Raw genomic sequence first — 24467 nt, 5'->3', positions numbered from 1 at the left:
CCGTGAGCGAGGCACTTGTCGCCGCCGAGGCCGCCGGCGCGGGCGTGGAGCCCGTCCCCGGCGCCTCGGGGGCTCGTCAGTTCTGGCGGCGTCTGCGCACGCAGCGCGCCGCCCTCGTCGCGGCGGCCGTCGTCGCGCTGCTGGTCCTGGTCGCGCTCGCCGCACCCCTCCTCACCGCCCTCGAGGGCCAGGACCCCACCACCTACCACCCCTCGCTCGTCGACTCCGCCCGCGGAGGCGTGCCGATCGGCTCCTTCGGGGGCATCGGCGGGGACCACTGGCTGGGGGTCGAGCCGCAGACCGGGCGGGACCTGTTCGCTCGGCTGGTCTATGGGGCGCGGGTCTCGCTGGGGGTCGCACTGGGGGCCACCGCGGTGCAGGTTCTTCTCGGTGTCGTCGTTGGCGTGGCGTCCGCGCTCGGCAACCGATGGGTTGATCAACTGTTGAGCCGGGCCACCGACATCATCGTCGCCATGCCGCTGATGATCATGGCGTTGGCGTTGCTGGCCATCGTGCCCAGCAGCTTCCCGAGGCCGGTCCTGGTCGCGCTCATCATCGGCTTCGTCGCCTGGGGCACCATCGCCAAGATCGCCCGCGCCCAGACGCTCACCCTCAAGGAACTCGACTACGTCGCCGCCGCCCGGCTGAGCGGCTGGAGCACCTGGCGGATCGCCCGCCGGGAGCTGCTGCCCGGGCTGGCCGCGCCCGTCATCACCTACGCCGCGCTCATGGTGCCGGCCAACATCGCCATCGAGGCCGCCCTGTCCTTCCTCGGCGTCGGCGTGAAGCCGCCCACCCCGTCCTGGGGGCAGATGCTCACCTCGGCCAACGTCTGGTACCAGGCGGCCCCGCAGTACCTGCTCCTGCCCGCGGGCGCACTGTTCGTGACCGTCCTCGCGCTCACCGTCCTCGGTGACGGCGTACGCACCGCCCTCGACCCGCGAGCGGCCTCCCGCCTGCGCGTCGGAACAGGCGGCAAGCGGGAGGCGAAGGCGACCGCCGAGAAGGAAGTGGAGTCATGAGCGGCTTCGCCGGTTTCGCGCTGCGCCGCGCCATGGGCGCCGTGATCACCCTGCTCGTCATCTCGGTGATCATCTACGTCGTCTTCTACGCCACTCCCGGCAACGTCGCCCAGATCACCTGCGGCCCGCGCTGCTCGCCGGAACAGGTGCACCAGGTCGCCCAGCAGCTCAAGCTCGACGACCCGCTGTACCTGCGTTACTGGCACTTCCTGGAGGGCATCCTCGTCGGCCAGGACTACTCGACGGGCACCTCCGTCGCGCACTGCTCGGCACCCTGCCTCGGCCAGTCGTACCAGAGCGACCAGCAGGTCACCCAGATCATCCTGGCCAAACTGCCGGTCAGCCTGTCCCTGGTGGTCGGCGCGATGGTGCTCTGGCTCCTGATGGGTGTCGGCACCGGGGTGCTCTCCGCCTGGCGGCGCGGCCGGTTCAGCGAACGCGCGCTGACCGGCCTCACCCTCGCGGGTGTGTCCACTCCGGTCTTCGTCATCGGCCTGGTGCTGATGATCGTGATCTGCGGGCAACTGGAGCTGCTGCCCTTCCCGGAGTACGTCTCCTTCACCGACGACCCGGAGCAGTGGGCCTGGAGCCTCCTGCTGCCGTGGTTCACCCTCGCCCTCAACGAGGCCGCCTACTTCGCCCGGCTGACGCGGGCATCGATGCTGGAGACGCTGGCCGAGGACCACATCCGGACCTTCCGGGCCTACGGCGTCGGCGAGCGGTCGCTCGTCGGCCGGCACGCGCTGCGGGGGGCACTGGCGCCGATCATCGCCCTGAACGCCAACGACTTCGGCAGCGCAGTGGGCGGCGCCGTTCTCATCGAGACCCTCTTCGGCCTCCCCGGCATCGGCCAGGAGCTCGTCCACGCCGTGAATGTGGTCGACCTTCCGGTCGTCGTCGGCATGGTCCTGGTGATCGGTTTCTTCGTGGTCCTCGCCAACGCCGTCGCGGACGTGCTGTACGCGGTGGCCGACCGACGGGTGGTACTGACGTGAGTCTCGTCCAAGTCACGGATCTCTCCGTCGAGTTCGGCGACCTGCGGGCCGTGGACGGCCTCTCCTTCCGCCTGGAGCAGGGCGCCGCCCTGGCCCTGGTCGGCGAGTCCGGGTCCGGAAAGTCCACCGTCGCCTCGGCCCTGCTGGGGCTGCACCGCGGCACGGGCGCGCGGGTCGGCGGCTCGATCGAGGTCGCCGGCACCGACGTACAACAGGCGTCCGACGACGAACTGCGGCGGCTGCGGGGGGCAAAGGCGGCGATGGTCTTCCAGGACCCCCTGTCGTCCCTCGACCCGTACTACGCGATCGGCGACCAGATCGCCGAGGTGTACCGCGTGCACACCCGCGTGTCACGACGGGCGGCACGCGCGCGTGCCGTGGAGGTGCTCGACCGGGTGGGAATTCCGGACGCACAGCGCCGGTCCCGTTCCCGTCCGCACGAGTTCAGCGGCGGCATGCGCCAGCGCGCGCTCATCGCCATGGCGCTCGCCTGCGAGCCCGAGCTGCTGATCGCCGACGAGCCGACGACCGCGCTCGACGTCACCGTCCAGGCCCAGATCCTCGACCTGCTGCACACCCTGCGCGAGGAGACGGGCATGGGTCTGCTCCTCGTCACGCACGACGTGGGCGTCGCCGCCGAGAGCGTCGACGAGGTCCTCGTCATGCGGCACGGGCGCGTGGTCGAACACGGCCCGGTCGCGGAGGTGCTGGACGCACCTACGGAGCCCTACACACGGGACCTCCTGGCGGCGGTTCCGCGGGTGGACGTGCGGCGGACGGCACCTGGGGTCGTCTCGGATGCCGGGGCGGGGGATGGCGGGGGCGCCATGCCGGAGGCTTCGTCCGAGGGCGCGAAGGCTGTCTCGGCAGGGGATGGCGAGGCCGTGTCCCCGGGTATTGCGCCTGGCGACGCCGCGGCGGTCTCTGCGGACGCTTCGGCGCGGGGCGCCCGGGCCGGCTCCTCGGGTGTTTCGGCTGAGGGTGCCGAGGATGTTTTGTCGGGCGGTGTCGCGGGTGGGTCCCCGGGGGTTGTGTCCGGGGACGGCGGGGTCGGTTCCTCGGGCGTTTCGGCTGACCGCGCCGAGGCTGCCTCCCCCGCGACCGTGACGGAGAACGCCCGGGGTGTCTCTTCGGGTGCTTCCGGGGACGTCGTCCTGGAGGCGGCCGGGCTGCGGCGCGAATTCGGACGTGGCAAGCGGGCGTTCGCCGCCGTGGACGGCGTGTCGCTGACCCTCCGCCGCGGCGAGACCCTCGGGATCGTCGGTGAGAGCGGCAGCGGCAAGACCACGCTCGGGCGGATGCTGGTCGGGCTGCTGGAACCGACGGCCGGAGAGGTCCGTTACGAGGGGCACGCGCGCGTGGGCGTGAATCCGGCCGTCCAGATGGTGTTCCAGGACCCCGTCTCCTCCCTCAATCCGCGCCGCAGCGTGGGCGAGTCGATCGCCGATCCGCTGCGCGCGCGGGGTGAGCGGGACGAGAACCGCATCCGGGGGCGCGTGACAGAACTGCTGGAGCGCGTGGGGCTCGAAGGGGCGCACTACGACCGTTACCCGCACGAGTTCAGCGGCGGCCAGCGCCAGCGTGTGGGCATCGCACGGGCGCTCGCGGCCGACCCGCGCGTCATCGTCTGCGACGAGCCCGTCTCCGCGCTGGACGTGACCACCCAGGCCCAGGTGGTCGCCCTGCTCGGCGAGCTGCAGCGCGAACTCGGGCTCGCGCTCGTCTTCGTCGCCCACGACCTCGCCGTCGTACGACAGGTCAGCGACCGGGTAGCGGTGATGCGCCGCGGCCGGATCGTCGAGTCCGGGCCCGCCGACGAGGTGTACGACAACCCCCAGGACCCGTACACCAAGCAGCTGCTCGCCGCCGTACCGGCACTCGACCCCCAGGTCGCGGCCCGGCGCAGGGCTGCCAGGCGGGAGCTCGCCGCGGTCTGACGTAACGTAACTGCTTGATCTCTTAGCGCTATCGAACGCGATCCGCACGGGAAAGTTACGACCGTTCACCCCTTTTGGTGGTGCGATGGACAACCGTCCGTCGCGCCACCGCCTTGTCCGCATACGTTCTTCCCGCTGCGAGCCGCCGAGTCAACGGCGGCTCCCCATACGGGAGATCGGGGGTGCGCTGGTGCGCATCGGACTGCTTACGGAGGGTGGCTATCCGTATGTGAGCGGTGACGCCAGGCTCTGGTGCGACCGGCTCGTGCGCGGGCTGGGGCAGCACGAGTTCGACGTCTACGCGCTCAGCCGCAGCGAACGCCAGGAGAACGGGGGCTGGGTCGGGCTGCCGCCGCAGGTCGCCCGGGTGCGGACGGCGCCGTTGTGGACGGCCGAGGACGACGGGGCGATCCACGGCCGCCGGGCGCGGCGGCGGTTCGCCGAGTGCTATGGGGAGTTGGCGGCCGCGCTGTGTGCCGGGCACGCCGGGGATCCTTCCGGCGCTTCGAGGGAGGCCCCGGCCGCCGAGGCGGACCGTTTCGCCAGCGCCCTGTACGGGCTCGCCGAACTCGCCCGGGACGAGCGCGGCCTGGTGGGAGCGCTTCGCTCCGAGGCCGCCGTACGAGCCCTGGAGCGCGCCTGTCGTGCGCCGGGCGCCCTGGGGGCGGCACGTGAGGCGCGCGTACCCGATCTCCTCGCGGTCGCCGCACACCTGGAACGCGCCCTGCGCCCCCTCTCGCTCGACTGGTACGAGGACGACGGACTCGGCTCGGTCGACCTGTGCCACGCGACATCCGGCGGCCCCGCGGCCCTGCCCGGACTGCTCGCCCGCCACTTCCACGGCGTACCCCTGCTGCTGACCGAGTACGGCGTGCGGCTGCGCACGCACTACCTGGCCGCCACGGACGCCCCGCCCGCGGTACGGTCCCTGCTCGCCGCCTTCCACGGCAGACTCGCCGCCGAGATCTACGACCGGGCCGCAATCGTCACGCCCGGCAACGCGCACGCCCGCCGCTGGCAGGAACGGTGCGGCGCCGACCGCGTGAAGCTCCGCACGGTCTACCCGGGCATGGACGCCTCCCGGTTCGCCGAGGTCGGTGAGTCCCCGGAGTCCGCGGACCCCGACACGCTGGTCTGGGTCGGCCGCGTCGAACCCGCCAAGGACCTGGTGTCGCTGCTGCACGCCTTCGCGGAGATCCGCAAGGAGGCGCCGAAGACCCTGCTGCGGATCGTCGGTACCCCGGACGGCCCCGACGGCGAGGCCTACCTCGGCCACTGCCGGGCGCTGGCGGCGCAGCTGTTCCCCGACGAGGCGGCAGGGCTGCACGCCGTCGGCGACAACCCCGTCTCCTTCGAGGAGATCGGCGGCCCGGAGCTGCCGAGCCTCGCCGACGCGTACGCCGCCGGAGCGGTGACCGTGCTGTCCAGCGTCGTCGAGGGGTTCCCGATCAGCCTGGTCGAGGCCATGTTCTGCGGCCGCGCGACCGTCTCCACGGACGTCGGGGCGGTCGTGGAGGTCATCGGGGGCACGGGGCTCGTCGTGCCGCCGCGCAACCCGCGGGCGCTCGCCGAGGCGTGCCTGGCACTGCTGCGCGACCCCGAGCGCCGGGAGCGCCTGGGGGCCGCCGCACGCGCGCGTGCGCTCGAACTGTTCACCGTCGAGCAGAACACCACGGCATTTCACGGCATTTACCTGGAGATCGTCTCGCACACCCCGGTGCGCCGTGTCGTCCTCGACGACGCGGGGGAGCCACTGCCGTTCGCCGTCCCCGCCGAGGCTCATGTCCCCGGCCGCTGGACCCGTCGGGACGCGCGTGTAGTGGCCCGCGGCGGCCCCGGCTGGGCGACGGGCACCCCGGTACGCGCGACGCCGCCGCGGACGACACCCCCGATGCCGGCCACCGAGGGGGCGCGATGAGCGACTTGGGAGCACTGGACCGCCCGGGCACCCCGGACAGCCCCGGAGCCTGGGACGAACGGTCACAGGGATGGCTCGCGGGGCAGACCTCCGCCTCGGACACCACCGCAGGCGAGACGGCACCTGGTACGCGCGGCGGCGATGACGCCCTGGCACGCACGCGTGGCGACACCGAAGCCCCGGCCCGTGCCCATGTTGACGCCGAACCCCCGGCACACACGCGTGCAGAGGCCGAAGCCACGGCGCCCGCGCATGCCGACGCCGCCGCCCCGGCCACCCGCCGGGAACCCGCTGCTCCCCGGCGCGCCGCCGCCGATCCGGTGAAGGCGCTGATGCACCGTCACCGCGAGCTGTGCGAGCGGGCGGTGGACCCCTTGGAGATCGCTGCGGGCCTGGAGGCGCACGGCGTCACTGACCGGACCGCCGCACGCTTCCGGCACCGGGACGTCTTCTCCCTGGCGGAGGAGATGTACGCGCGCGTACCCCGCGACGACGGCACCCCTGCCCGCCCAGCAGCCCTCAACGTGCCCAGGGCACGCGCCGACTGGGTCCTGCTCACCCTCCTGCCCGGAGCACTGTGCGCGGCGACCGTCGCCGCCCTGCACCTCACCCACGGGCAGGCGCGCGCGATCGCGGCCGCCGTCGGTGTCCTCGCCGTCGCCCTCGCCCTGCGCGCCGCGCTCACCCGCGGCCCCCTCGGCGCGACGGACCGCAGACCCCCGGGAACCCTCCCGCACACGCACGGCAGCCGCGTGTGCACGTACTGGCTCCTCGCGTACGCCCTCCTCGGCGACGGCTTCCTGCGGGCAGCCCTCGCCGGAGGCCCCGACGGCCCGCCCACCGGCACCGCCGGCGGCCCCTGGCCCCTCGCCACGGCCCCCGTCCTGGCCCTCCTGCTGGCCTGCGCCCCAGCGGCCTGGAGCGCCCACCTCTTCGCCGTACGCGCCCGCCGCAGACTGACCGCCAGCCGCGCCCTGGAGGAGTACGCCGCCTCCGTACGACCGCTCCTCCTCGGCACGTTCGCCCTGTACCTGTGCGCGCTGACGGCCCTGCTCGCCCTGTGCGGCGCGGCCCTGGGCGAGCCCGCGGCCTACGCCCAGACCGTCACCCTGGGCGCCCTGCTGCTCCTCGCCCGTCTCCTCACCACGCACGGTTTCACCCACGCCCCCGCGCTCGTCCTCACCGCCGCGGCCACGGCCGAGGTCACCGCCACGGCCACGGTCTTCGCGAGCCGCCTCCCCGGGTGCGGCTTCCTCGCCACCCCGGTGGAGACCCTCGTCGACGACTGGGGTCCCGGCAGCGTCCCGGCCCTCGTCTGCGGGGCAGCCGCGCTGACCCTGCTGATCCACGCGACCCGCACCCTCACCCGGGCCTCGGCCCATGCACCAGCGGACCGGCCGTGCTGACGCGGCAGTCGTCCCCGGCGCACCCCCACGGGTCGCATGCACGCCGACGCGCGTCGGCCCACGCCCTGCCGCAGGCGCCCGGCCCCGCCGCCCGAGGCACGCGCACCACCCCCTCCGAAGGAGAACCCCAGATGATCACCTCCCGACCCGACGCCTCGGCCCCGGGAGCCGCCCGATGAGAGTCCTGCTGATCGGAGCCAACGGCTACCTCGGCCGCTTCGTCGCCGACCGTCTGCTCGCCGACCCGGCCGTCCAGCTCACCGCGCTCGGCCGCGGCGACGACGCCGACGTCCGCTTCGACCTCGCGTCCGGCAGCCCCGGAGCCCTCACCCGCTTCCTCGACGCGGTTCACCCCGGCGTCGTCATCAACTGCGCCGGCGCCACCCGGGGCGGCGCCCGCGACCTCACCCGCCACAACACCGTCGCCGTTGCCACCGTCTGCGAGGCCCTGCGCCGCAGTGGCTGCGGCGCCCGCCTGGTGCAGATCGGCTGCGGCGCCGAGTACGGCCCGAGCCAGCCGGGTTCGTCGACGGCCGAGGACGCCGTCCCGCGGCCCGGCGGCCCGTACGGCGTGAGCAAGCTCGCCGCCACCGAACTGGTTCTGGGGTCTGGCCTGGACGCGGTCGTCCTCCGGGTCTTCTCACCGGCGGGCCCCGGCACCCCCGCCGGCTCGCCGCTCGGCCGGCTCGCCGAGGCCATGCGCCGCGCGATGCAGTCCGGCGACGGCGAGCTCAAGCTCGGCGGCCTCGGTGTCCAGCGCGACTTCATCGACGTACGCGATGTGGCTCGTGCCGTGCATGCCGCCTCGCTCTCCGCCGCGCAGGGCGTCATCAACATCGGCTCGGGCCGCGCCGTCCGGCTGCGGGACGCCGCCGCCATGCTCGCCCGCGTGGCCGGATACGGCGGCGCGCTCCACGAACTCGACGGCCCGCCCGGCCCGCTGCGGGCCACCATCGGCCACCCCCGCAGCGAATCCGACCACGCGGCCCCCGTCGCGTACCCGTACCCCGACGGCTGCGGCAGCTGGCAGCAGGCCGACGTGCGCACCGCACGCGACCGGCTCGGCTGGCGGCCCCGCATCAACCTCGAAGAGTCCCTCGCCGACATCTGGATGGAGGCGGCATGCCGTATCTGACCAGCACCAAAGCGGGCACCGCGAGCACCGACGTCCGCACCGGCTTCGGCATCCCCGGATACGCACACCCCCTTGTCGCACCCACCGAGTGGGGCGAACTCACCCGCCCGGGAACGCCCTTGCACTGGGTCGTCCTCAACGTGGCCGACGGCCCCGGCTCCCGCCTCGACCCGCACTGCCTGGAGGCCGCCGGCCGCCTGCGCAACGCGGGCGTGCGGGTCCTCGGCCACCTCGACACCGGTCATGGGGTCCGCACCTTCGGCGAGGTGATCTCCGACGCGCACCGCTACATCGACTGGTACCGGGTCGACGGCTTCCTGCTGGACCGCTGCCCGACCGAACGTGTCTCGCTCCCCGAGGTCCGCCGCACCGTCACCACACTCCGCGGGATCCGTGACGATGGCCACATCGTCCTCGGCCACGGCACCCACCCGCACCCCGGCTACGCCGAGACGGCCGACCAGCTGGTCACCTTCTCCGGTTCCTGGAGCGACTACCGCTGGTCGCAGGTGGCCGAGTGGACCGCGGACCATCCGCCCGAGCGCTTCTGCCACTTCGTCCACGGGGTACCCCGCCCCCACCTGGAGGAAGCACTGCGCATCGCCCGCTGGCAGGGCGCCTCGACCATCTACTTCACCGACCACACCGACCGTGGTGGCCGCGCCGACCCCTGGGAGACCATGCCCGGCTACTGGGACGAAATCGTCTCGCGGATCGGAACGGGTGTCTCGGAATGAAGAAGGCCGTGGCAGTGTTACGGGGAGAACAACTGTAGTGATTGACCGACCAACGGAGTCCCCGTGTCGCTGCCACCCCTGGTCGAGCCAGCCTCTGAGCTCACCGTAGACGAGGTCCGCAGGTACTCCCGCCACCTGATCATCCCCGACGTCGGGATGGACGGGCAGAAGCGGCTGAAGAACGCCAAGGTGCTCTGTGTGGGCGCCGGCGGCCTGGGCTCGCCGGCGCTGATGTACCTGGCCGCGGCGGGCGTCGGCACGCTCGGCATCGTGGAGTTCGACGAGGTCGACGAGTCGAACCTGCAGCGCCAGATCATCCACAGCCAGGCCGACATCGGCCGCTCCAAGGCCGAGTCCGCGCGCGACTCCGTCCTCGGCATCAACCCGTACGTGAACGTGATCCTTCACGAGGAGCGGCTCGAGGCCGACAACGTGATGGACATCTTCAGCCAGTACGACCTGATCGTCGACGGCACGGACAACTTCGCGACCCGCTACCTGGTCAACGACGCGTGCGTGCTGCTCAACAAGCCGTACGTGTGGGGTTCGATCTACCGCTTCGACGGCCAGGCCTCCGTCTTCTGGTCCGAGCACGGCCCCTGCTACCGCTGCCTGTACCCGGAGCCCCCGCCGCCGGGCATGGTCCCCTCCTGCGCCGAGGGCGGCGTCCTGGGCGTGCTGTGCGCGTCCATCGGCTCCATCCAGGTCAACGAGGCCATCAAGCTCCTCGCAGGCATCGGCGAGCCGCTGGTCGGCCGCCTGATGATCTACGACGCCCTGGAGATGCAGTACCGCCAGGTCAAGGTCCGCAAGGACCCGAACTGCGCGGTCTGCGGCGAGAACCCCACCGTCACCGAGCTCATCGACTACGAGGCCTTCTGCGGCGTCGTCTCCGAGGAGGCCCAGGAGGCGGCCGCCGGCTCGACGATCACTCCGAAGCAGCTCAAGGAGTGGATCGACGACGGCGAGAACATCGAGATCATCGACGTCCGCGAGATCAACGAGTACGAGATCGTCTCGATCCCCGGCGCCAAGCTGATCCCGAAGAACGAGTTCCTCATGGGCGCCGCCCTGGAGACCCTCCCGCAGGACAAGAAGATCGTCCTGCACTGCAAGACGGGTGTCCGCAGTGCGGAAGTCCTCGCGGTCCTGAAGTCCGCGGGCTTCGCCGACGCCGTGCACGTCGGCGGCGGCGTGATCGGCTGGGTCAACCAGATCGAGCCGCACAAGCCGGTCTACTAGACGCACGCCTTCCCGGGAGGGGCTCGGCACCGCGGGTGCCGGGCCCCTTTCCGCTGCCCGGGCTGCGAGTCCTGCTGTCCGGGCTACGAGGAGCAGACCTTTCCGTCCTTCGGCACCGTCCCGTTCAGCAGATACGCGTTCACCGTCGAGTCGACGCAGTCGCTCCCCTTCCCGTACGCACCATGTCCCTCGCCCTTCCAGGTGAGCTCCACACCGACGCCCTTGCCCAGCTCGTCGGCCATCTTCCGGGCGCCCTCGTAGGGCGTCGCCGGGTCGCCGGTGTTGCCGACCACGAGGATCGGGGCCGCGCTGGGTGCGCCGGCCGGCGGGGTGACCCACTGGCCCGCCACCGGCCAGTCGTGGCACCAGCCGGCCGTGTCCCAGCCCATGAAGTCGCCGAAAACGGGCGAGATCTTCTCGAACTGCGCCAGCCGCTTCTTCGTTTCGGCGGGTGTCGGCCGCAGCTTGCTGTCCAGGCACGATATGACTCGTTGCGAGTGGGTCGACGTCTCGTAGCGCCCGGAAGCGTCGCGGCCGTTGTAGCCGTCGGCCAGCGACAGCAGTTCCGAACCGTCCCCGTCCTCAGCCGAGTTCAGTGCGCTGGTCAGACTGGGCCAGCTCTGCTCGGAGTAGAGGGGGTACGCCAGTCCGGTCAGCGCGAGGGTCTGGGTGAGCTTGCGGCCGCTCGAGGTCGGCAGCGGGTGGGCGTCGATCCGCTTCAGCAGGGCCGAGATCTTCCGGGATCCCTGCGCCGGGTCCTGTCCCGTGGACTTGAGGTAGTCGTCGAGTGCCCGCTGGAAGCCCCTGGCCTGGTTCTCGGCGTGGCCCACCACGTCGGCGCTCGGGTCGACCACGGCGTCCAGGACGAGCCGAGCCACCCTCTTCGGGAACAAGTGGGCGTAGACACCGCCGAGTTCGGTGCCGTACGAGATGCCGAAGTAGTGCATGTCCGAGTCGCCCAGCACCTGGCGCATCAGGTCCATGTCGCGGGCGGTATCGGTGGTCGACGCATGCGACATCAGCTTTCCGGCGGCCTTCTGGCAGCCCCTGCCGAAGTCGACGGCGTCCTGGAGGTACGCCTTCTCCTCGGCCGGGGTGTCCGGTGTGGTGTCCACGGACTCCGCGGCCTGGATCTCCTTGTCGCTGCGGCAGCGGATTCCCCCGCTCGATCCGACGCCGCGCGGGTCCCAGCTGACCAGGTCGTACTGTTCGCGGAGTTTGGCGAAGGTGGGGCCGAAGGACGGCAGGTAGGAGACGCCCGGGGCGCCGGGGCCGCCGAAGTTGAACAGCAGTGAGCCGATGCGCTTGCCCCCGCGGGCCTCGGCGCGGATCAGCGCGAGGCCCATCGTCTCGCCCTGCGGCTTCGACCAGTCCAGCGGCACCTTGAGCGTCGCGCACTGCCAGTCGTTGCCCGGCGCCGGGGAGTCGTCGGCGGCCTTGCAGTGGCCCCAGGCGAGCTTTTGCGTGGTCAGTGAGGAGGGCAGCGCGGCCGTGGTGCCCTCGGAGCCGGACGAGGGCGAGGCGGCCGCGCTCGTCCTCCCGCCGCCCTTGCCGCCGTCGGACGACGAACCGCTGCTGCAACCCCCCACCAGCAGCGCTGCGGCGGCCCCCAGAGCCGTCCACCGTACGAATCGCGCCATGTGCGTCCCCCCTCACGGGCCGTCCGCATCGAGCAGCAGACGGCTGTCAGGCCATCGTAGGCGGATCAAGCCAGACCTGCCTGAGCCTGTGGATAACCTCCTGACCTGCTGCTTTAACCTGGATTCGTGGCGGGCCTCAGGAACAGACGGTTCCGGCCGCCGGAACCTTCCCGTCCAGCAGATAACCGTTCACGGCGGCCTGCACGCACTTGTTCTTGCTGTCGTAGGAGCCGTGCCCCTGCCCCTTGTACGTCAGCTCCACGCCGACGCCCTTGCCCAGCGCGTCCACCATCTTCTTCGCACCCTCGTACGGCGTGGCGGGGTCGCCGGTGTTGCCCACGACGAGGATCGGCGCGGCCCCCGGCGCGCTCACGTCCGGATGGTCGGCGGCACCCGCGACGGGCCAGTCGGTGCAGCTGACCATGGACCAGGCCAGGAAGTCGCCGAACAGGGGTGAGGCGGACCGGAACTCGGGCAGTTTCTGCTGCACGTAGCCGGGGCTGTAGCGGGGCTTCTCGTCGGCGCAGTTGATGGCGATGTTGGCGGCGGTGATGTTGCTGTACTCGCCGTTCTCGCTGCGCCCGTTCAGCGAGTCGGACAGCGCCATGAGGACCTTGCCGTCGCCGCCGTACGCCTGCTCCAGGCCCTCGGTGAGGTACTGCCAGTAGTCCTTGGAGTACAGGGCCTGCGCGATGCCGTTGGTCGCGGCGGTCTGGGTCAGCCGGCGGGGGAGGATGCCGGAGATGGGCTTCGCGTCGAGGTCCTTCAGCAGCTTGGCGATACGGTCCTTCACGTCCTGCGCGGTGTCGCCGATGGGGCACGCACCGGCCTTCGACGTGCAGTCCGCGGCGAAGTTGTCGAGCGCGAGCTGGAAGCCCTCGGCCTGTCCGAGCGAGCTCTGCTCGGCGTTCTGCGTCGGGTCGACTACCGCGTCGAGGACGGCACGGCCCACCTTGTTCGGGAACAAGTGGGCGTATACGCCGCCGAGTTCCGTGCCGTACGAGATGCCGAAGTAGTACAGCTTGTCGTCGCCGAGGACCTGCCGCATGAGGTCCATGTCACGGGCTGCGTCGGTGGTGCGCACATGCGGCAGAACCTTCTTGGAGTTCTTCTCGCAGGCCGCGTTGAACTTCTTGGTGTTGTTCAGGTACGTGGTGCGCTCGCCGGTGTCGTCGGGGGTCGCGTCCTGCTGGAAGTACGCGTCGAGCTGCTGGTCGTTCTCGCATTTCACGGGGGCGCTGGCGCCGACGCCGCGCGGGTCGAAGCTGACCAGGTCGTAGCGGGTGCGCAGTTTCGCGTAGTCCTGGCCGAAGGAGGGCAGCGTGGTGACGCCCGAGCCGCCGGGCCCGCCGAAGTTGAAGACGAGCGAGCCGATGCGCTTGCTGCTGTCGCCGCTCGTCTTCGCCCGGATCAGTGCGATGCCGATCGTGTCGCCCTTGGGCTTCGTCCAGTCGAGGGGTGCCTTCATGGTGGCGCACTGCCACTGGCCGCCGTTCGGCAGAGGTGACGGGGCGTTGCCGCCGCCTTCCGCCGCGGACGGGGCCGGGCAGTCCTCCCAGTCCAGCTTCTGGGCCGACAGGTCCTCGTCCTTGGCGTCCTTGGAGCTGTCGCTGCAGCCCGCCAGCACGGAGGACAGCAGCAGGAGGGTGGCGGTCAGGGCGGCCGCGCGCGGGCGAGAAGGGTTCGGCATGCTCCCATCCTGGCGTCACGCGCGCGGGGGCGCTCGGAGCACGGGCCGTAAGAGGTAGGACGGCTACGGTCTTGGTACTACAGCGCACCCTTGCGCGACAGCTGGTTGAAGGCCAGCCAGCCCGGCAGCACCGGAAGCCACAGCGTCAGCAGCCGGAACAGCAGCACGGCGGGGGCTGCCACCTCCTTGGGCAGGCCCACGGCGATCAGGCCGACCGTCAGGGTCGCCTCCACGGCGCCCACGCCGCCCGGCGTAGGGGCCGCGGAGCCGAGCGCGTTGCCGGCGAGGAAGACGACGGCGACGCTGGCGATGCTGAGCGAGGTGCCTTCCTGGCCGAAGGCGCGGATCGAGGCGTCCAGGCACATCACGAAGCAGGCGGTCAGCAGCAGCATGCCGCCGATGCCGGTGACGAGCTTCTGTGGCCGCTGCAGCACGTCCAGCATGCGCGGCACGACACCCGCGAAAAGCGACCGCACGCGCGTGGCGACGAATTTCCGCAGGAGCGGCACAGAGGTGACGACGAGGACGAGCACGGCCACCGTCAGCAACCCCGCGATGACGGTTCGGGACGGCGACAGGGACGGCGTCTTCTCGGTGCCGGTCAGATAGCCGAACGACAGCAGCATCAGGATGTGGCAGCCGAGCCCGAACAGCTGCGAGGCGCCGACGCTCGCCACCGCGAGCCCCGGGCGCACCCCCGCGCGCTGCAGGAAGCGCGTGTTGAGGGCGACACCGCCCACCGCGGCCGGCGCGACGATCTTGACGAACGATCCGGCGACCTGCGCCGCCACGGCCCGCAGGAACGGCACCCGCTCCGGTACGAACCCCAGGAGGGCCATGGCCGCCGCGAAGTAGCTCAGAGCCGAGAACAGCACGGCGGCGACGACCCAGCCCCACTGCGCGTTGGCGACCAGAGGACCGAACTCGATGTGGGTGAGCTGCGTCAGCAGGAAGTACGCGCCGATCGCACCGGCGATGAAACTGATCAGCGTCCGCGGCCGTACCCGCTCGAGCCGGGCAGGCTCGACCGGCGCCTGCGGCCTGATCAGCAGCACCTGGTGCCGGATCTGTGTGAGCAGGTCCTCCTCGCGCGCTTCCTCGATGGCCTCGTCGATGGCCCGCTTCTCGGCCCGCTGCTCAGCGCGTACGGCCTTCTTGTCGGGCTTTTCGAGTACGGGCCCGGTCTGGTCCGAGGCGTCCTCCAGGCGGGCCTGTTTGGCCTGGCGGGTGGCCTCCAGTACCGCCTCGCGCTCGCGCTGGGCCCGTTCCCGGGCCAGCTTGCGCAGGGTCGCGCGGGAGGTGCGGCTGAGCGCGATGGGCTGCAGCATCGGCAGGCAGTCGGCCACGTCGTCGGGACCGAGCACGCCCACTGCCGACGCCACCGCGCGCTCGGCGCCCACCCGCAGCCCCAGCGTCACCAGGAGCTGCGAGATGTCCATGCGCAGCAGCAGATCGCCGGCCGCGATCTCGCCGACGCGCAGGTCGGTGAGGATGACCGTGCCGGAACGATCCACCAGAATCGCGTCGCCCACCAGCCTGCGGTGCGCGATGCGGCGGGACTGCAGTGCGCGTACCTGGTGCCAGGTGTCGTGCAGCAGCTCGTCGGTGATTTCGTCGTCCGCGAGGGTGTCGAGGGTGCGCCCACCGGTGTGCTCGTAGACGAGCATCACGGCGTCGGGACCGAGCTCGGAGGTCGCGATCAGCTTGGGTGCGTTCGCGCCGGCCGCGATCGCTGCGTAGGCGAGCAGGGCCTCCTGCTCCAGTGCCTGGCGCAGCGACTGGAGGCTGCTGCGGGTGGCGAAGCCGCGCAGTGTCAGGTTGCGCCACACGCGGTAGAAGAAGCCCTGCGCCTGCTGCTCCCGGTCGACGACCGTCACGTCCAGGGGCGGGCCGTCCTCGAGTGTGACGAAGTAGCGCCGTCCGCGGTCGCCGGTCTCCGGTGTCTCCGGCAGTTCCTCGCGCGACGCGGTCACCGGGCGGAAGCCGACGTGCCGCAGGCCCGCCATCAGCGTCCGCCCGGTGGGGCGGACGTTGGGCGAGCCGACCGCGTACAGCGTCCCGTAGGCCACGGTCCAGCCGATCAGCACCGTCAGGATGATCGAGAACGGTGTCGTGTAGCCCGTGACGAGCATCGAGAACGCGTCGAGGAGCAGCACGATCCACAGCACCGCACGCCAGCGCGGCCGCCGCGACATGCCGACGGCGGTCATGTACGCGATGACCGGTGCGAGATAGCCGTGCACGGGGTCGGTCAGGGCGTGGATGTCGCCGGGGGAGGGCTGGGTGAGCGCCTCCTGGAGGGAGCCGGGGGCGCCCTTGGCGACCCACAGGTCTGTGGCGAGAGTCACTCCGTGGGCGAGGACCGCCGCGAGGACGCCGTCGGCGATGCGCAGCCCGTCGCGCTTGATCAGCCGCTCGATCGCGAACGCGACCGGCACCAGCAGGATCGCGATGCTGGAGGCCAGGCCGGCGATCTTGATGAGCAGGTCGGGCGCCTGCCCGGTGCCCTTGTTGATGTCCTGTTCGAGCCCCGAGGTGGTGCCGTGCGCGAACGCGGCGATCGCCAGCAGCAGGATGATCCCCAGCACACCCACCAGGAGGCGCATCAGATCCGACGGACGGTGCACGCGCGCGGGGAGCAGCGGTTCGTCGCCCTCGACCTCGTCGATGTGCGCCTCGTCCAGGAAGTCGTCCTCGCCCCTGTTGACATCCTTCGAAGCGGTGTCCGAGTCGGTGCGGGAGCCGGAGCCGGAGTCGCTGCCGGGGCGCGACGAAGCGTCAGAGGTGCTCTTGGTGCCCTCTGGGTTCGCACCCTGCTGCTTCATCGTCTCTTCTTGATCTCGTATCACCAGTCACCGCCCGCATGATGGTGGCATGCTCCACCGACACACGGGGGCATCAGGGTGCAAGAGCGGGGGCGCACAGTCTGCCGGAAGCGCCGTCCGGGTGCGAGGGATACGCATCGTTGCGAGCCCGTCACAGTGTCGGTGGCATGCGGCAGGATGGGCCGGATGAGCGAGGAGAGCCTTCCGCGGGATGCCGGCCCGGAGTACGCGGACGCGCTGCCGGAGTACGCCGAGCGCGTCCTCGAGGTCGCCGAACTGATCCCGCCCGGGCGTGTCATGACGTACGGGGACGTCGCGGAATGGCTGGAGCAGGGCGGGCCCCGTCAGGTCGGCCGGGTGATGGCCCTCTACGGGGGAGCCGTTCCATGGTGGCGCGTCGTGCGCGCGGACGGCGCCCTGCTCCCGGGGCACGAACTGCGTGCTCTCGATCACTACCGCGCCGAGGGCACCCCCCTGAAGGAGGCGAGCAGGGCAGCCGAGGGCCACCTGCCGCGCCTCGACATGAGGCGGGCGCGATGGGACGGCGGCGAGCGCGCGGACGGTCACACCTGAAAGCTTCCGCCATGGGACGGGCGGGTGTGTGACCCGTGATCCGTACGGGGGACCCGGGGCACGTTTGTGGCATGGCGTACGTTCGTGGGAGGAGGGGCCTGCGGGGGTGCGAGTGCCGCCAGGGAAGAAGAGGAAGCCCTGCTTCCGCAACCTGCGTCGGCGTAGCGTCGGCTGCACATGCCCCCCTCACCTCCCGATCACCGCCCTGCACGGGCGGTGGTCCGACGACCAGTACAACCACCAGGACCGGCGAACCACGTGAGCTCCTCTTCCTCCACCAGACGCCTGTCGCACCCCCGGGTGCGACAGGGGGGCCGTGGCGCCTACCGACTGGTGCGTACCCCGCCGATCCGACAGGATCCCCCTCGTCTGGACGCGCCTCAGCGCTCCGTGGTTGACCACAAGGGCGGCCCGCTGCTCGTCCTCGCAGGTCCGGGCACCGGCAAGACCACCACGCTCGTCGAGTCCGTGGCGGCCCGGATCGCCCGTGGCGGGGACCCCGAACGCATCCTGGTGCTGACGTTCAGCCGCAAGGCGGCCGTCGAACTGCGCGACCGCATGGCACTGCGCATAGGGGCGGCACGCGCGCCCCAGGCGACCACCTTCCACTCGTTCTGCTACGCCTTGGTCCGCGCCCACCAGGACAACGACCTGTTCGTGGAGCCGCTGCGTCTGCTGTCCGGCCCCGAGCAGGACGTGACCGTCCGTGAACTGCTCGCGGGCCAGGCCGACCTGGAGCGGCTCGGCCTCGCGCATGTGCGCTGGCCCGACGAATTGCGGGCCTGCCTGACCACCCGGGGTTTCGCCGACGAGGTCCGTGCGGTTCTCGCCCGAAGCCGCGAACTGGGACTGGGACCCGGCGCCCTGGACGCGTTCGCCCGCCGCATCGGCCGCCCGGACTGGCGTGCCGCGGCCACCTTCCTCGCCGAGTACCTCGACGTGCTCGACCTGCAGGGCGTGCTCGACTACGCGGAACTGGTCCACCGCGCGGTTCTCCTCGCCCGCCGTCCCGAGGCCGCCGAGCGGCTCGCCGCGCGCTATGACGCCGTCTTCGTGGACGAGTACCAGGACACGGACGCCGCCCAGGTACGGCTGCTGCAGGCCCTCGCGGGCACCGGCCGCACCCTCGTCGCCTTCGGTGACCCCGACCAGTCGATCTACGCGTTCCGGGGTGCGGACGTGGGCGGCATCCTCGAGTTCCCGGGCGCCTTCCCGCGCGCGGACGGTCGCCCCGCGCCCGTCGAGGTTCTGCGCACGTCGCGCCGCTCCGGTGCCGCTCTGCTCGGCGCGACCCGGCTGCTCACCCAGCGCATGCCGCTCACCCGGCTCCCGGCGGAGAAGGTACGCGCGCATCGCGACCTCGCCCCGGTGCGGGACGGCGGCCGCGTCGAGGTGTACACGTACCCGACGCCCGGCACGGAGCTGGACAACATCGCCGACATCCTGCGCCGGGCACACCTGGAGGACGGTGTCCCCTGGCGTGAGATGGCCGTACTGGTGCGGGCCGGATCGCGCACGATCCCGACCGTCCGCCGGGCGCTCACCGCGGCGGGCGTGCCCCTGGACATCGACGGTGACGACCTGCCGCTGCGGCACGAACCGGCCGTGGCGCCGCTGCTGACGGCGCTGCGGGCGGTGGCCGAGGCGGAGGCGGCGCAGACTGATGCGCCGCAGGGGTCGGATGCCGAGCCCGCCTCCGAAGGCACCGTGCCCGAGGAGGACGGTCCCGAAGAGGCCCTCTCCCAAGGGCTCGCAACCGAAGAGCCCGAGACCGCCGCGTGCTGGCTCGACACCGAGACCGCCCTGACCCTGCTGGCCTCCCCCCTCGCCGCTATGGACGCCGCCGACCTGCGCCGCCTCGGGCGTGCCCTGCGCGACGAGGAGCGGGCAGCGGGCAACACGCTGCCGCCGCCCTCGGACGAGCTGCTCGCGCGGGCGCTGGCCGAGCCGGAGCGCCTGGTCGCGCACGACCCCACGTACGCGCGTGGCGCCCAGCGGCTCGGCGCACTGCTGCGCAGCGCCCGTGAGCGCCTCGCTGGCGGCGGCACCGCCGAAGAGGCGCTGTGGGACCTGTGGGACGGCACACCGTGGCCGGTCCGGCTGGAGCGGTCCGCGCGGCGCGGCGGCGCCGCCGGGCGCAACGCCGACCGCGATCTGGACGCCGTGTGCGCACTGTTCGCGACCGCCGCGCGCGCGGAGGAGCGCACCGGCGGCCGGGGCGCCCTCAACTTCCTGGAGGAGATCGAGGCCGAGGACATCGCCGCCGACACCCTCACGCGGCGTGCCGTGCGCCCCGACGCCGTACGCCTGATGACCGCGCACCGCTCCAAGGGCCTGGAGTGGCGCCTGGTCGTCGTCGCGGGCGTGCAGGAGGGACTGTGGCCGGATCTGCGCCGCCGGGGCTCCCTCCTGGAGGCCGACCGCATCGGCCGCGACGGACTCGCCGAACCCCTCACCCCGGGCGCACTGCTCGCGGAAGAACGCCGCCTGTTCTACGTGGCCGCCACGCGCGCGCGTGAACGCCTCGTCGTCACCGCCGTGAAGGCTCCCGCGGACGACGGCGACCAGCCCTCCCGCTTCCTCACCGAACTCGGCGTCGAACCCAGGGACGTCACCGGCCGCCCGCGCCGCCCGCTGTCCGTCGCCGCGCTCGTCGCCGAACTGCGCGCCACCACCGTCGACCCGCGCGTCTCGGACACCCTCAGGGAGGCCGCCGCCCACCGCCTGGCCCGGCTCGCCGCGCTCGCCGACGAGGACGGCCGCCCACTCGTCCCGTCCGCCCATCCCTACCGCTGGTGGGGCATGTACGAGCCGACCGAGAGCAAGGTGCCGCTGCGCAACCGCGACCAGCCCGTCGTGCTCTCGGGCAGCGCCCTCGACCAGCTCGCCAACACCTGCGCCCTGCAGTGGTTCCTGGGCCGTGAGGTGAAGGCCGACGCCCCCGCGACGGCCGCCCAGGGCTTCGGCAACGTGGTGCACGTACTCGCCGACGAGGTCGCCTCCGGACACACCCCCGCCGACCTCGCCGTCCTCATGGAGCGCCTCGATTCCGTGTGGAACGCGCTCGCCTTCGACGCGCCCTGGAAGTCGGCGCAGGAGAAGGAGAACGCGCGCGTGGCGCTTGAACGCTTCCTGAAGTGGCATGTCGACACCAGTGGCGCCCGCACCGGCCGCACCCCGGTGGCCAGCGAGCACGGCTTCGACGTCACCCTCGAAGCAGGCGACTACGAGGTCCGCATCCGCGGCTCCATGGACCGCGTCGAGGCCGACGGCGAGGGCCGCGCCTACGTCGTCGACTTCAAGACCGGCAAACAGGCCCCCACCGCTCGTGAGGTGGCACGCCACCCCCAACTCGCCGTCTACCAGCTCGCCGTCCGTGAGGGCGCAGTCGACGAGGCCTTCGACGGAGTGCGCCCCGAATCCGGCGGCGCCGAGCTGGTCCAGCTGCGCCAGGGTGCCGCCCAGCGCGACGGCGGCGAGACCCTGCCCAAGGTGCAGGCCCAGGAACCGCTGGAGGGGGAGTGGGTCGGCGAACTGCTGGCCAACGCCGCCGGAAAGGTCCTCGACGAACGGTTCACACCCAGCGCCGGCCAGCACTGCACACACTGCGCATTCCGGGCATCCTGCAGCGCGCGCCCCGAAGGACGGCACGTGGTCGAGTGATGCGGGTGATCTTCCGGGCCTTGTGTGATCGACCGCACCACCCGTGCTGACCTGCGCTTCTCCTCGCTCCGAGGCCGATCCGGCCTCCACTGTCAGTGGCCGCCGCTAGCCTCTCTGACGTGCCGCCCCGTATCACCGATCCCGATCAGCTCAAGGAGCTTCTCGGGATTCCGTTCACCCCGGAGCAGACGGCCTGCATCATCGCGCCGCCCGCCCCGCAGGTGATCGTGGCCGGAGCCGGATCGGGCAAGACGACGGTGATGGCGGCACGCGTGGTGTGGCTGGTCGGCACCGGCCAGGTCGCACCCGAGCAGGTCCTCGGCCTCACCTTCACCAACAAGGCGGCCGGCGAGCTCGCCGAGCGCGTCCGCAAGGCGCTCGTCAAGGCAGGCGTCACGGACCCGGACGTCATCGACCCGGACAATCCGCCGGGTGAGCCCGTGATCTCGACGTACCACGCCTTCGCGGGCCGCCTCCTGACCGACCACGGCCTGCGTATCGGCCTCGAACCGACCGCCCGTCTGCTCGCCGACGCCACCCGCTACCAGCTCGCCGCGCGCGTGCTGCGGGAGGCCCCGGGCCCCTACCCGGCGCTCACCCGCTCCTTCGCGGACCTCGTCAGCGACCTGCTCGCCCTTGACTCCGAACTCGCCGAGCACCTCGTACGGCCCGAGGAGCTGCGGGCGTACGACGCCGGACTGCTGCGCACCCTGGAGGGCGCCAAGCTCACCAACGCCGACCTGCGCAAGGTCCCCGAAGCGGCCGCCGCCCGCCGCGAACTCGCCGACCTGGTGGTCCGCTACCGCGCCGCCAAACGCGAGCGTGACCTCCTCGACTTCGGCGACCAGATCGCCCTGTCCGCACAGCTCGCCCGCATCCCCGAGGTGGGCCGCATCCTGCGCGACGAGTTCCGCGTGGTCCTCCTCGACGAGTACCAGGACACATCGGTCGCCCAACGCATCCTCCTGGCGGGCCTGTTCGGCGACGGCACCGGCCACCCTGTCACCGCCGTCGGCGATCCCTGTCAGGCGATCTACGGCTGGCGTGGCGCCTCCGTCGCCAACCTGGACGACTTCCCGGAGCACTTCGCGCACCCCGACGGCCGCCCCGCCACCCGCCAGGCACTCAGCGAGAACCGCCGCAGCGGCGGCCGTCTCCTCGACCTCGCCAACGGCCTCGCCACGCCCCTGCGGGCCATGCACGCGGGCGTGGAGGCCCTCCGCCCGGCCCCCGGTGCCGAACGCGACGGCATCGTGCGCTGCGCGCTGCTGCCCACCCACGCCGAGGAGATCGAGTGGATCGCCGACTCGATCGCCCACCTGGTGAACACCGGCAAGGCGCCCGGTGAGATCGCCGTCCTGTGCCGTACGGCAACCGACTTCGCCGAGATCCAGGGCGCACTCGTCACGCGGGACGTCCCCGTCGAGGTGGTCGGCCTGTCTGGGCTGCTGCACCTGCCGGAGATCGCCGACCTGGTCGCCGTCTGCGAGGTCCTCCAGGACCCCGGCGCCAACGCCTCCCTGGTCCGCCTGCTGACCGGCCCGCGCTGGCGCATCGGCCCCCGCGACCTCGCCCTCCTGGGGCGCCGCGCCCGGCTCCTCGTCGCCCACGCGCGCGTGGACGGCGACGACGACCGCGACCGCCGGCTTGCCGAAGCCGTCGAGGGCGTCGACCCCTTTGAGGTGACCTCGCTCGCGGACGCCCTCGACACCTTCCTGGAGATGCCGCTTCACGCCGAACAGGAGGACGACGGGCTGCCCTTCTCCCCGGACGCGCGCGTGCGGTTCGCCCGCCTGGCCGCCGAACTGCGCGACCTGCGCCGCTCGCTGGCCGACCCGCTCATGGACGTCCTGCACCGCGTCCTCGCCGTGACCGGCCTGGAGGTGGAGCTGTCGGCGTCCCCGCACGCCCTGGCCGCCCGCCGCCGCGAGACCCTCTCCAACTTCCTGGACATCGCCGCCTCCTTCGCCGCCGGAGACGGCGAGGCCACCCTGCTCGCCTTCCTGGGCTTCCTGCGCACCGCCGCCCAGTACGAGAAGGGCCTCGACAACGCCCTCCCGGGCGGCGAGAACACCGTGAAGGTCCTCACCGCCCACAAGTCCAAAGGCCTGGAGTGGGACGTCGTCGCCGTCCCCGGCCTGGTCACCGGCACCTTCCCCAGCACACAGGGCCGCGAGAAGTGGACCGCCCAGGGCAAGGTCCTGCCGCACGAACTGCGCGGCGACGCCGACACCCTGCCCGACATCGACGCCTGGGACTCCCGGGGCCTCAAAGCCTTCCAGGAGGCCATGAAGGAACACCAGCACACCGAGGAACTCCGCCTCGGCTACGTCACCTTCACCCGCCCCCGCTCCCTCCTCCTCGGATCCGGCCACTGGTGGGGCCCCACCCAGAAGAAGCCCCGCGGCCCGTCCGACTTCCTGCAAGCCCTCCACGACCACTGCACCGCCGGATACGGCGAGATCGAGGCGTGGGCGGACGAACCCGCCGAGGGCGAGGAGAACCCGGCCCTGCACACGGCGACCGCCGACCAGGTCTGGCCACTGCCCCTGGACGAGGCGTCCCTGGCCCGGCGCCGGACGGCCGCCGAAACGGTCCTCGCCCACCTGGACGACCTCGCCTCCCACGAGGACGGCCACCCCGCGGCCACGCACGACCCGGACAGCCACGACGACCCGGAGTGGCCCCCGCCGCCGGACGACGAGGACATGCCGTACGAAGAGGAGGATCCGTTCGCCGAGGAGGACCCGTTCGCAGGGGAGACCCCCACCGACTGGGACGCCTGGTCCACAGCCCGCCCGACCGTCCCGCACCAGGCAGCAGCTCCGGAGGAAACCGGGAACCAGGGCGCACGCCCGCACCCCGCCACGCCGAAATCCACTGCGGAGCGCGCCCGTACCACCCCTGGACGCCCCCGCGCCGCCGCCCCCACCCGCCTCACCCCGGAGGAGGCCCGCACCCTCGCCTCCTGGGACCGCGACCTCGACGCCCTCACCGGCGAACTCCTGCGCGCCCGGGAGGCCGTCACGGACGTCCCCCTCCCCGCGTCCCTCACCGCTTCCCAGGTACTGCGCCTGGCCACCGACCCGGACGGTTTCGCACAGGAACTCGCACGCCCCATGCCGCGCCCCCCGCAACCCGCCGCACGCCGGGGCACCCGCTTCCACGCCTGGGTCGAGGCCCGCTTCGAAGAACTGACCCTTCCGATGCTGGAGCCGGAGGAACTGCCCGGCAGCGAGACCGAGATCGCCGACGAACGCGACCTGGAAGCCCTCAAGGACGCCTTCGAACGCACCGAGTACGCCCACCGCACGCCCCACCGCGTCGAAGCACCCTTCCAGCTCGCCATCGCCGGCCGTGTGGTCCGGGGCCGCATCGACGCCGTCTACAAGGAGGACGACGGCGACGCGACGACGTACGAGATCGTCGACTGGAAGACCAGCCGCTCGCGCACCGCCGACCCCCTCCAGCTCGCCCTGTACCGGCTCGCCTGGGCCGAGCAGCAGGGCGTGCCCCTGGAGTCCGTCAACGCCGCGTTCCTGTACGTACGCACTGGTGAGGTTGTACGACCGGACGGCCTGCCGGACCGGTCCGCACTGGAGCGGCTGCTGCTGGACGAACCGGCCGCGGCAGCAAACTGTGAGGAACCGCCCACCGAGGATGTCGGTGCGGGCCGATAGGCTC

14 protein-coding genes are annotated in these 24467 nt (G+C 72.2%); 11 read left to right on the top strand and 3 right to left on the bottom strand.

What is annotated here, in order from left to right; all coding sequences use genetic code 11:
* The first annotated feature begins 2 nt into the window (after positions 1-2).
* From IH68_RS0105525 to moeZ, 8 genes are all read left to right on the top strand, one after another.
* Positions 3-1022, top strand: a complete 1020-nt coding sequence (locus tag IH68_RS0105525; protein ID WP_030929202.1) for an ABC transporter permease — start codon at positions 3-5, stop codon at positions 1020-1022.
* On the top strand, positions 1019-2017 hold the full coding sequence (locus IH68_RS0105520; RefSeq protein WP_030929199.1) for an ABC transporter permease: 999 nt from the start codon (positions 1019-1021) through the stop codon (positions 2015-2017). The genes IH68_RS0105525 and IH68_RS0105520 overlap by 4 nt, the downstream gene beginning before the upstream one ends.
* Positions 2014-3954 carry a dipeptide ABC transporter ATP-binding protein gene (locus tag IH68_RS0105515; protein WP_030929196.1) on the top strand — a complete coding sequence of 647 codons (1941 nt, stop codon included), beginning with the start codon at positions 2014-2016 and terminating at the stop codon, positions 3952-3954. Before IH68_RS0105520 ends, IH68_RS0105515 begins: the two co-directional genes overlap by 4 nt.
* Positions 3955-4144: 190 nt before the next feature.
* Positions 4145-5872 (top strand): DUF3492 domain-containing protein, encoded by a 1728-nt coding sequence (locus tag IH68_RS0105510; RefSeq protein ID WP_030929192.1) that lies wholly within the window; start codon positions 4145-4147, stop codon positions 5870-5872.
* The gene (locus tag IH68_RS0105505; protein WP_030929188.1) at positions 5869-7278 is read left to right on the top strand and encodes a hypothetical protein; all 1410 of its coding nucleotides are present in this window, start codon (positions 5869-5871) and stop codon (positions 7276-7278) included. Before IH68_RS0105510 ends, IH68_RS0105505 begins: the two co-directional genes overlap by 4 nt.
* 175 nt (positions 7279-7453) lie before the next feature.
* A complete protein-coding gene (locus tag IH68_RS0105500; protein ID WP_030929185.1) occupies positions 7454-8413 on the top strand; it encodes an NAD-dependent epimerase/dehydratase family protein in 960 nt (319 codons plus the stop codon).
* Entirely contained in the window at positions 8401-9150 is a 750-nt protein-coding gene (locus IH68_RS0105495; protein WP_030929182.1) for a spherulation-specific family 4 protein, read from the top strand. The genes IH68_RS0105500 and IH68_RS0105495 overlap by 13 nt, the downstream gene beginning before the upstream one ends.
* A gap of 63 nt (positions 9151-9213) precedes the next feature.
* Positions 9214-10392, top strand: coding sequence for an adenylyltransferase/sulfurtransferase MoeZ (gene moeZ, locus IH68_RS0105490; protein WP_030929179.1), 1179 nt, complete (start codon positions 9214-9216; stop codon positions 10390-10392).
* 83 nt (positions 10393-10475) lie between these two features.
* Here moeZ and IH68_RS0105485 read toward each other — a convergent pair whose 3' ends face one another.
* The 3 genes from IH68_RS0105485 to IH68_RS0105475 all read right to left on the bottom strand — a co-directional run bounded on the left by IH68_RS0105485 (position 10476) and on the right by IH68_RS0105475 (position 16547).
* The gene (locus tag IH68_RS0105485) at positions 10476-12032 is read right to left on the bottom strand and encodes an alpha/beta hydrolase (protein WP_030929176.1); all 1557 of its coding nucleotides are present in this window, start codon (positions 12030-12032) and stop codon (positions 10476-10478) included.
* Positions 12033-12168: 136 nt separating this feature from the next.
* Positions 12169-13722 (bottom strand): alpha/beta hydrolase, encoded by a 1554-nt coding sequence (locus IH68_RS0105480; RefSeq protein ID WP_030929175.1) that lies wholly within the window; start codon positions 13720-13722, stop codon positions 12169-12171.
* Positions 13723-13799: 77 nt separating this feature from the next.
* Positions 13800-16547, bottom strand: coding sequence for a lysylphosphatidylglycerol synthase transmembrane domain-containing protein (locus IH68_RS0105475; RefSeq protein ID WP_030929174.1), 2748 nt, complete (start codon positions 16545-16547; stop codon positions 13800-13802).
* A gap of 186 nt (positions 16548-16733) precedes the next feature.
* On the opposite strand from IH68_RS0105475, the gene IH68_RS0105470 reads away from it, so the two are divergent.
* From IH68_RS0105470 to IH68_RS0105460, 3 genes are all read left to right on the top strand, one after another.
* Positions 16734-17120: an MGMT family protein gene (locus IH68_RS0105470; protein ID WP_030929173.1), complete on the top strand. Its 387-nt coding sequence runs from the start codon at positions 16734-16736 to the stop codon at positions 17118-17120.
* A gap of 258 nt (positions 17121-17378) precedes the next feature.
* Positions 17379-20783 carry an ATP-dependent helicase gene (locus IH68_RS0105465; RefSeq protein ID WP_078912327.1) on the top strand — a complete coding sequence of 1135 codons (3405 nt, stop codon included), beginning with the start codon at positions 17379-17381 and terminating at the stop codon, positions 20781-20783.
* A gap of 119 nt (positions 20784-20902) precedes the next feature.
* Positions 20903-24463 (top strand): ATP-dependent DNA helicase, encoded by a 3561-nt coding sequence (locus tag IH68_RS0105460; RefSeq protein WP_030929171.1) that lies wholly within the window; start codon positions 20903-20905, stop codon positions 24461-24463.
* Positions 24464-24467 lie beyond the last annotated feature (4 nt).

The organism is Streptomyces sp. NRRL S-646, from assembly GCF_000720765.1.
In the GTDB taxonomy this organism is placed as follows: domain Bacteria; phylum Actinomycetota; class Actinomycetes; order Streptomycetales; family Streptomycetaceae; genus Streptomyces.
This window is presented reverse-complemented; position numbering and strand designations above follow the sequence as displayed.

Bases quoted from the DNA above. Each gene is read 5' to 3' on its own strand.
- IH68_RS0105485 (WP_030929176.1), bottom strand. From the start codon at position 12,032: ATGGCGCGATTCGTACGGTGGACGGCTCTGGGGGCCGCCGCAGCGCTG.
- IH68_RS0105495 (WP_030929182.1), top strand. From the start codon at position 8,401: ATGCCGTATCTGACCAGCACCAAAGCGGGCACCGCGAGCACCGACGTC.
- IH68_RS0105475 (WP_030929174.1), bottom strand. From the start codon at position 16,547: ATGAAGCAGCAGGGTGCGAACCCAGAGGGCACCAAGAGCACCTCTGAC.
- IH68_RS0105480 (WP_030929175.1), bottom strand. From the start codon at position 13,722: ATGCCGAACCCTTCTCGCCCGCGCGCGGCCGCCCTGACCGCCACCCTC.
- IH68_RS0105500 (WP_030929185.1), top strand. From the start codon at position 7,454: ATGAGAGTCCTGCTGATCGGAGCCAACGGCTACCTCGGCCGCTTCGTC.
- IH68_RS0105470 (WP_030929173.1), top strand. From the start codon at position 16,734: ATGAGCGAGGAGAGCCTTCCGCGGGATGCCGGCCCGGAGTACGCGGAC.
- IH68_RS0105520 (WP_030929199.1), top strand. From the start codon at position 1,019: ATGAGCGGCTTCGCCGGTTTCGCGCTGCGCCGCGCCATGGGCGCCGTG.
- IH68_RS0105505 (WP_030929188.1), top strand. From the start codon at position 5,869: ATGAGCGACTTGGGAGCACTGGACCGCCCGGGCACCCCGGACAGCCCC.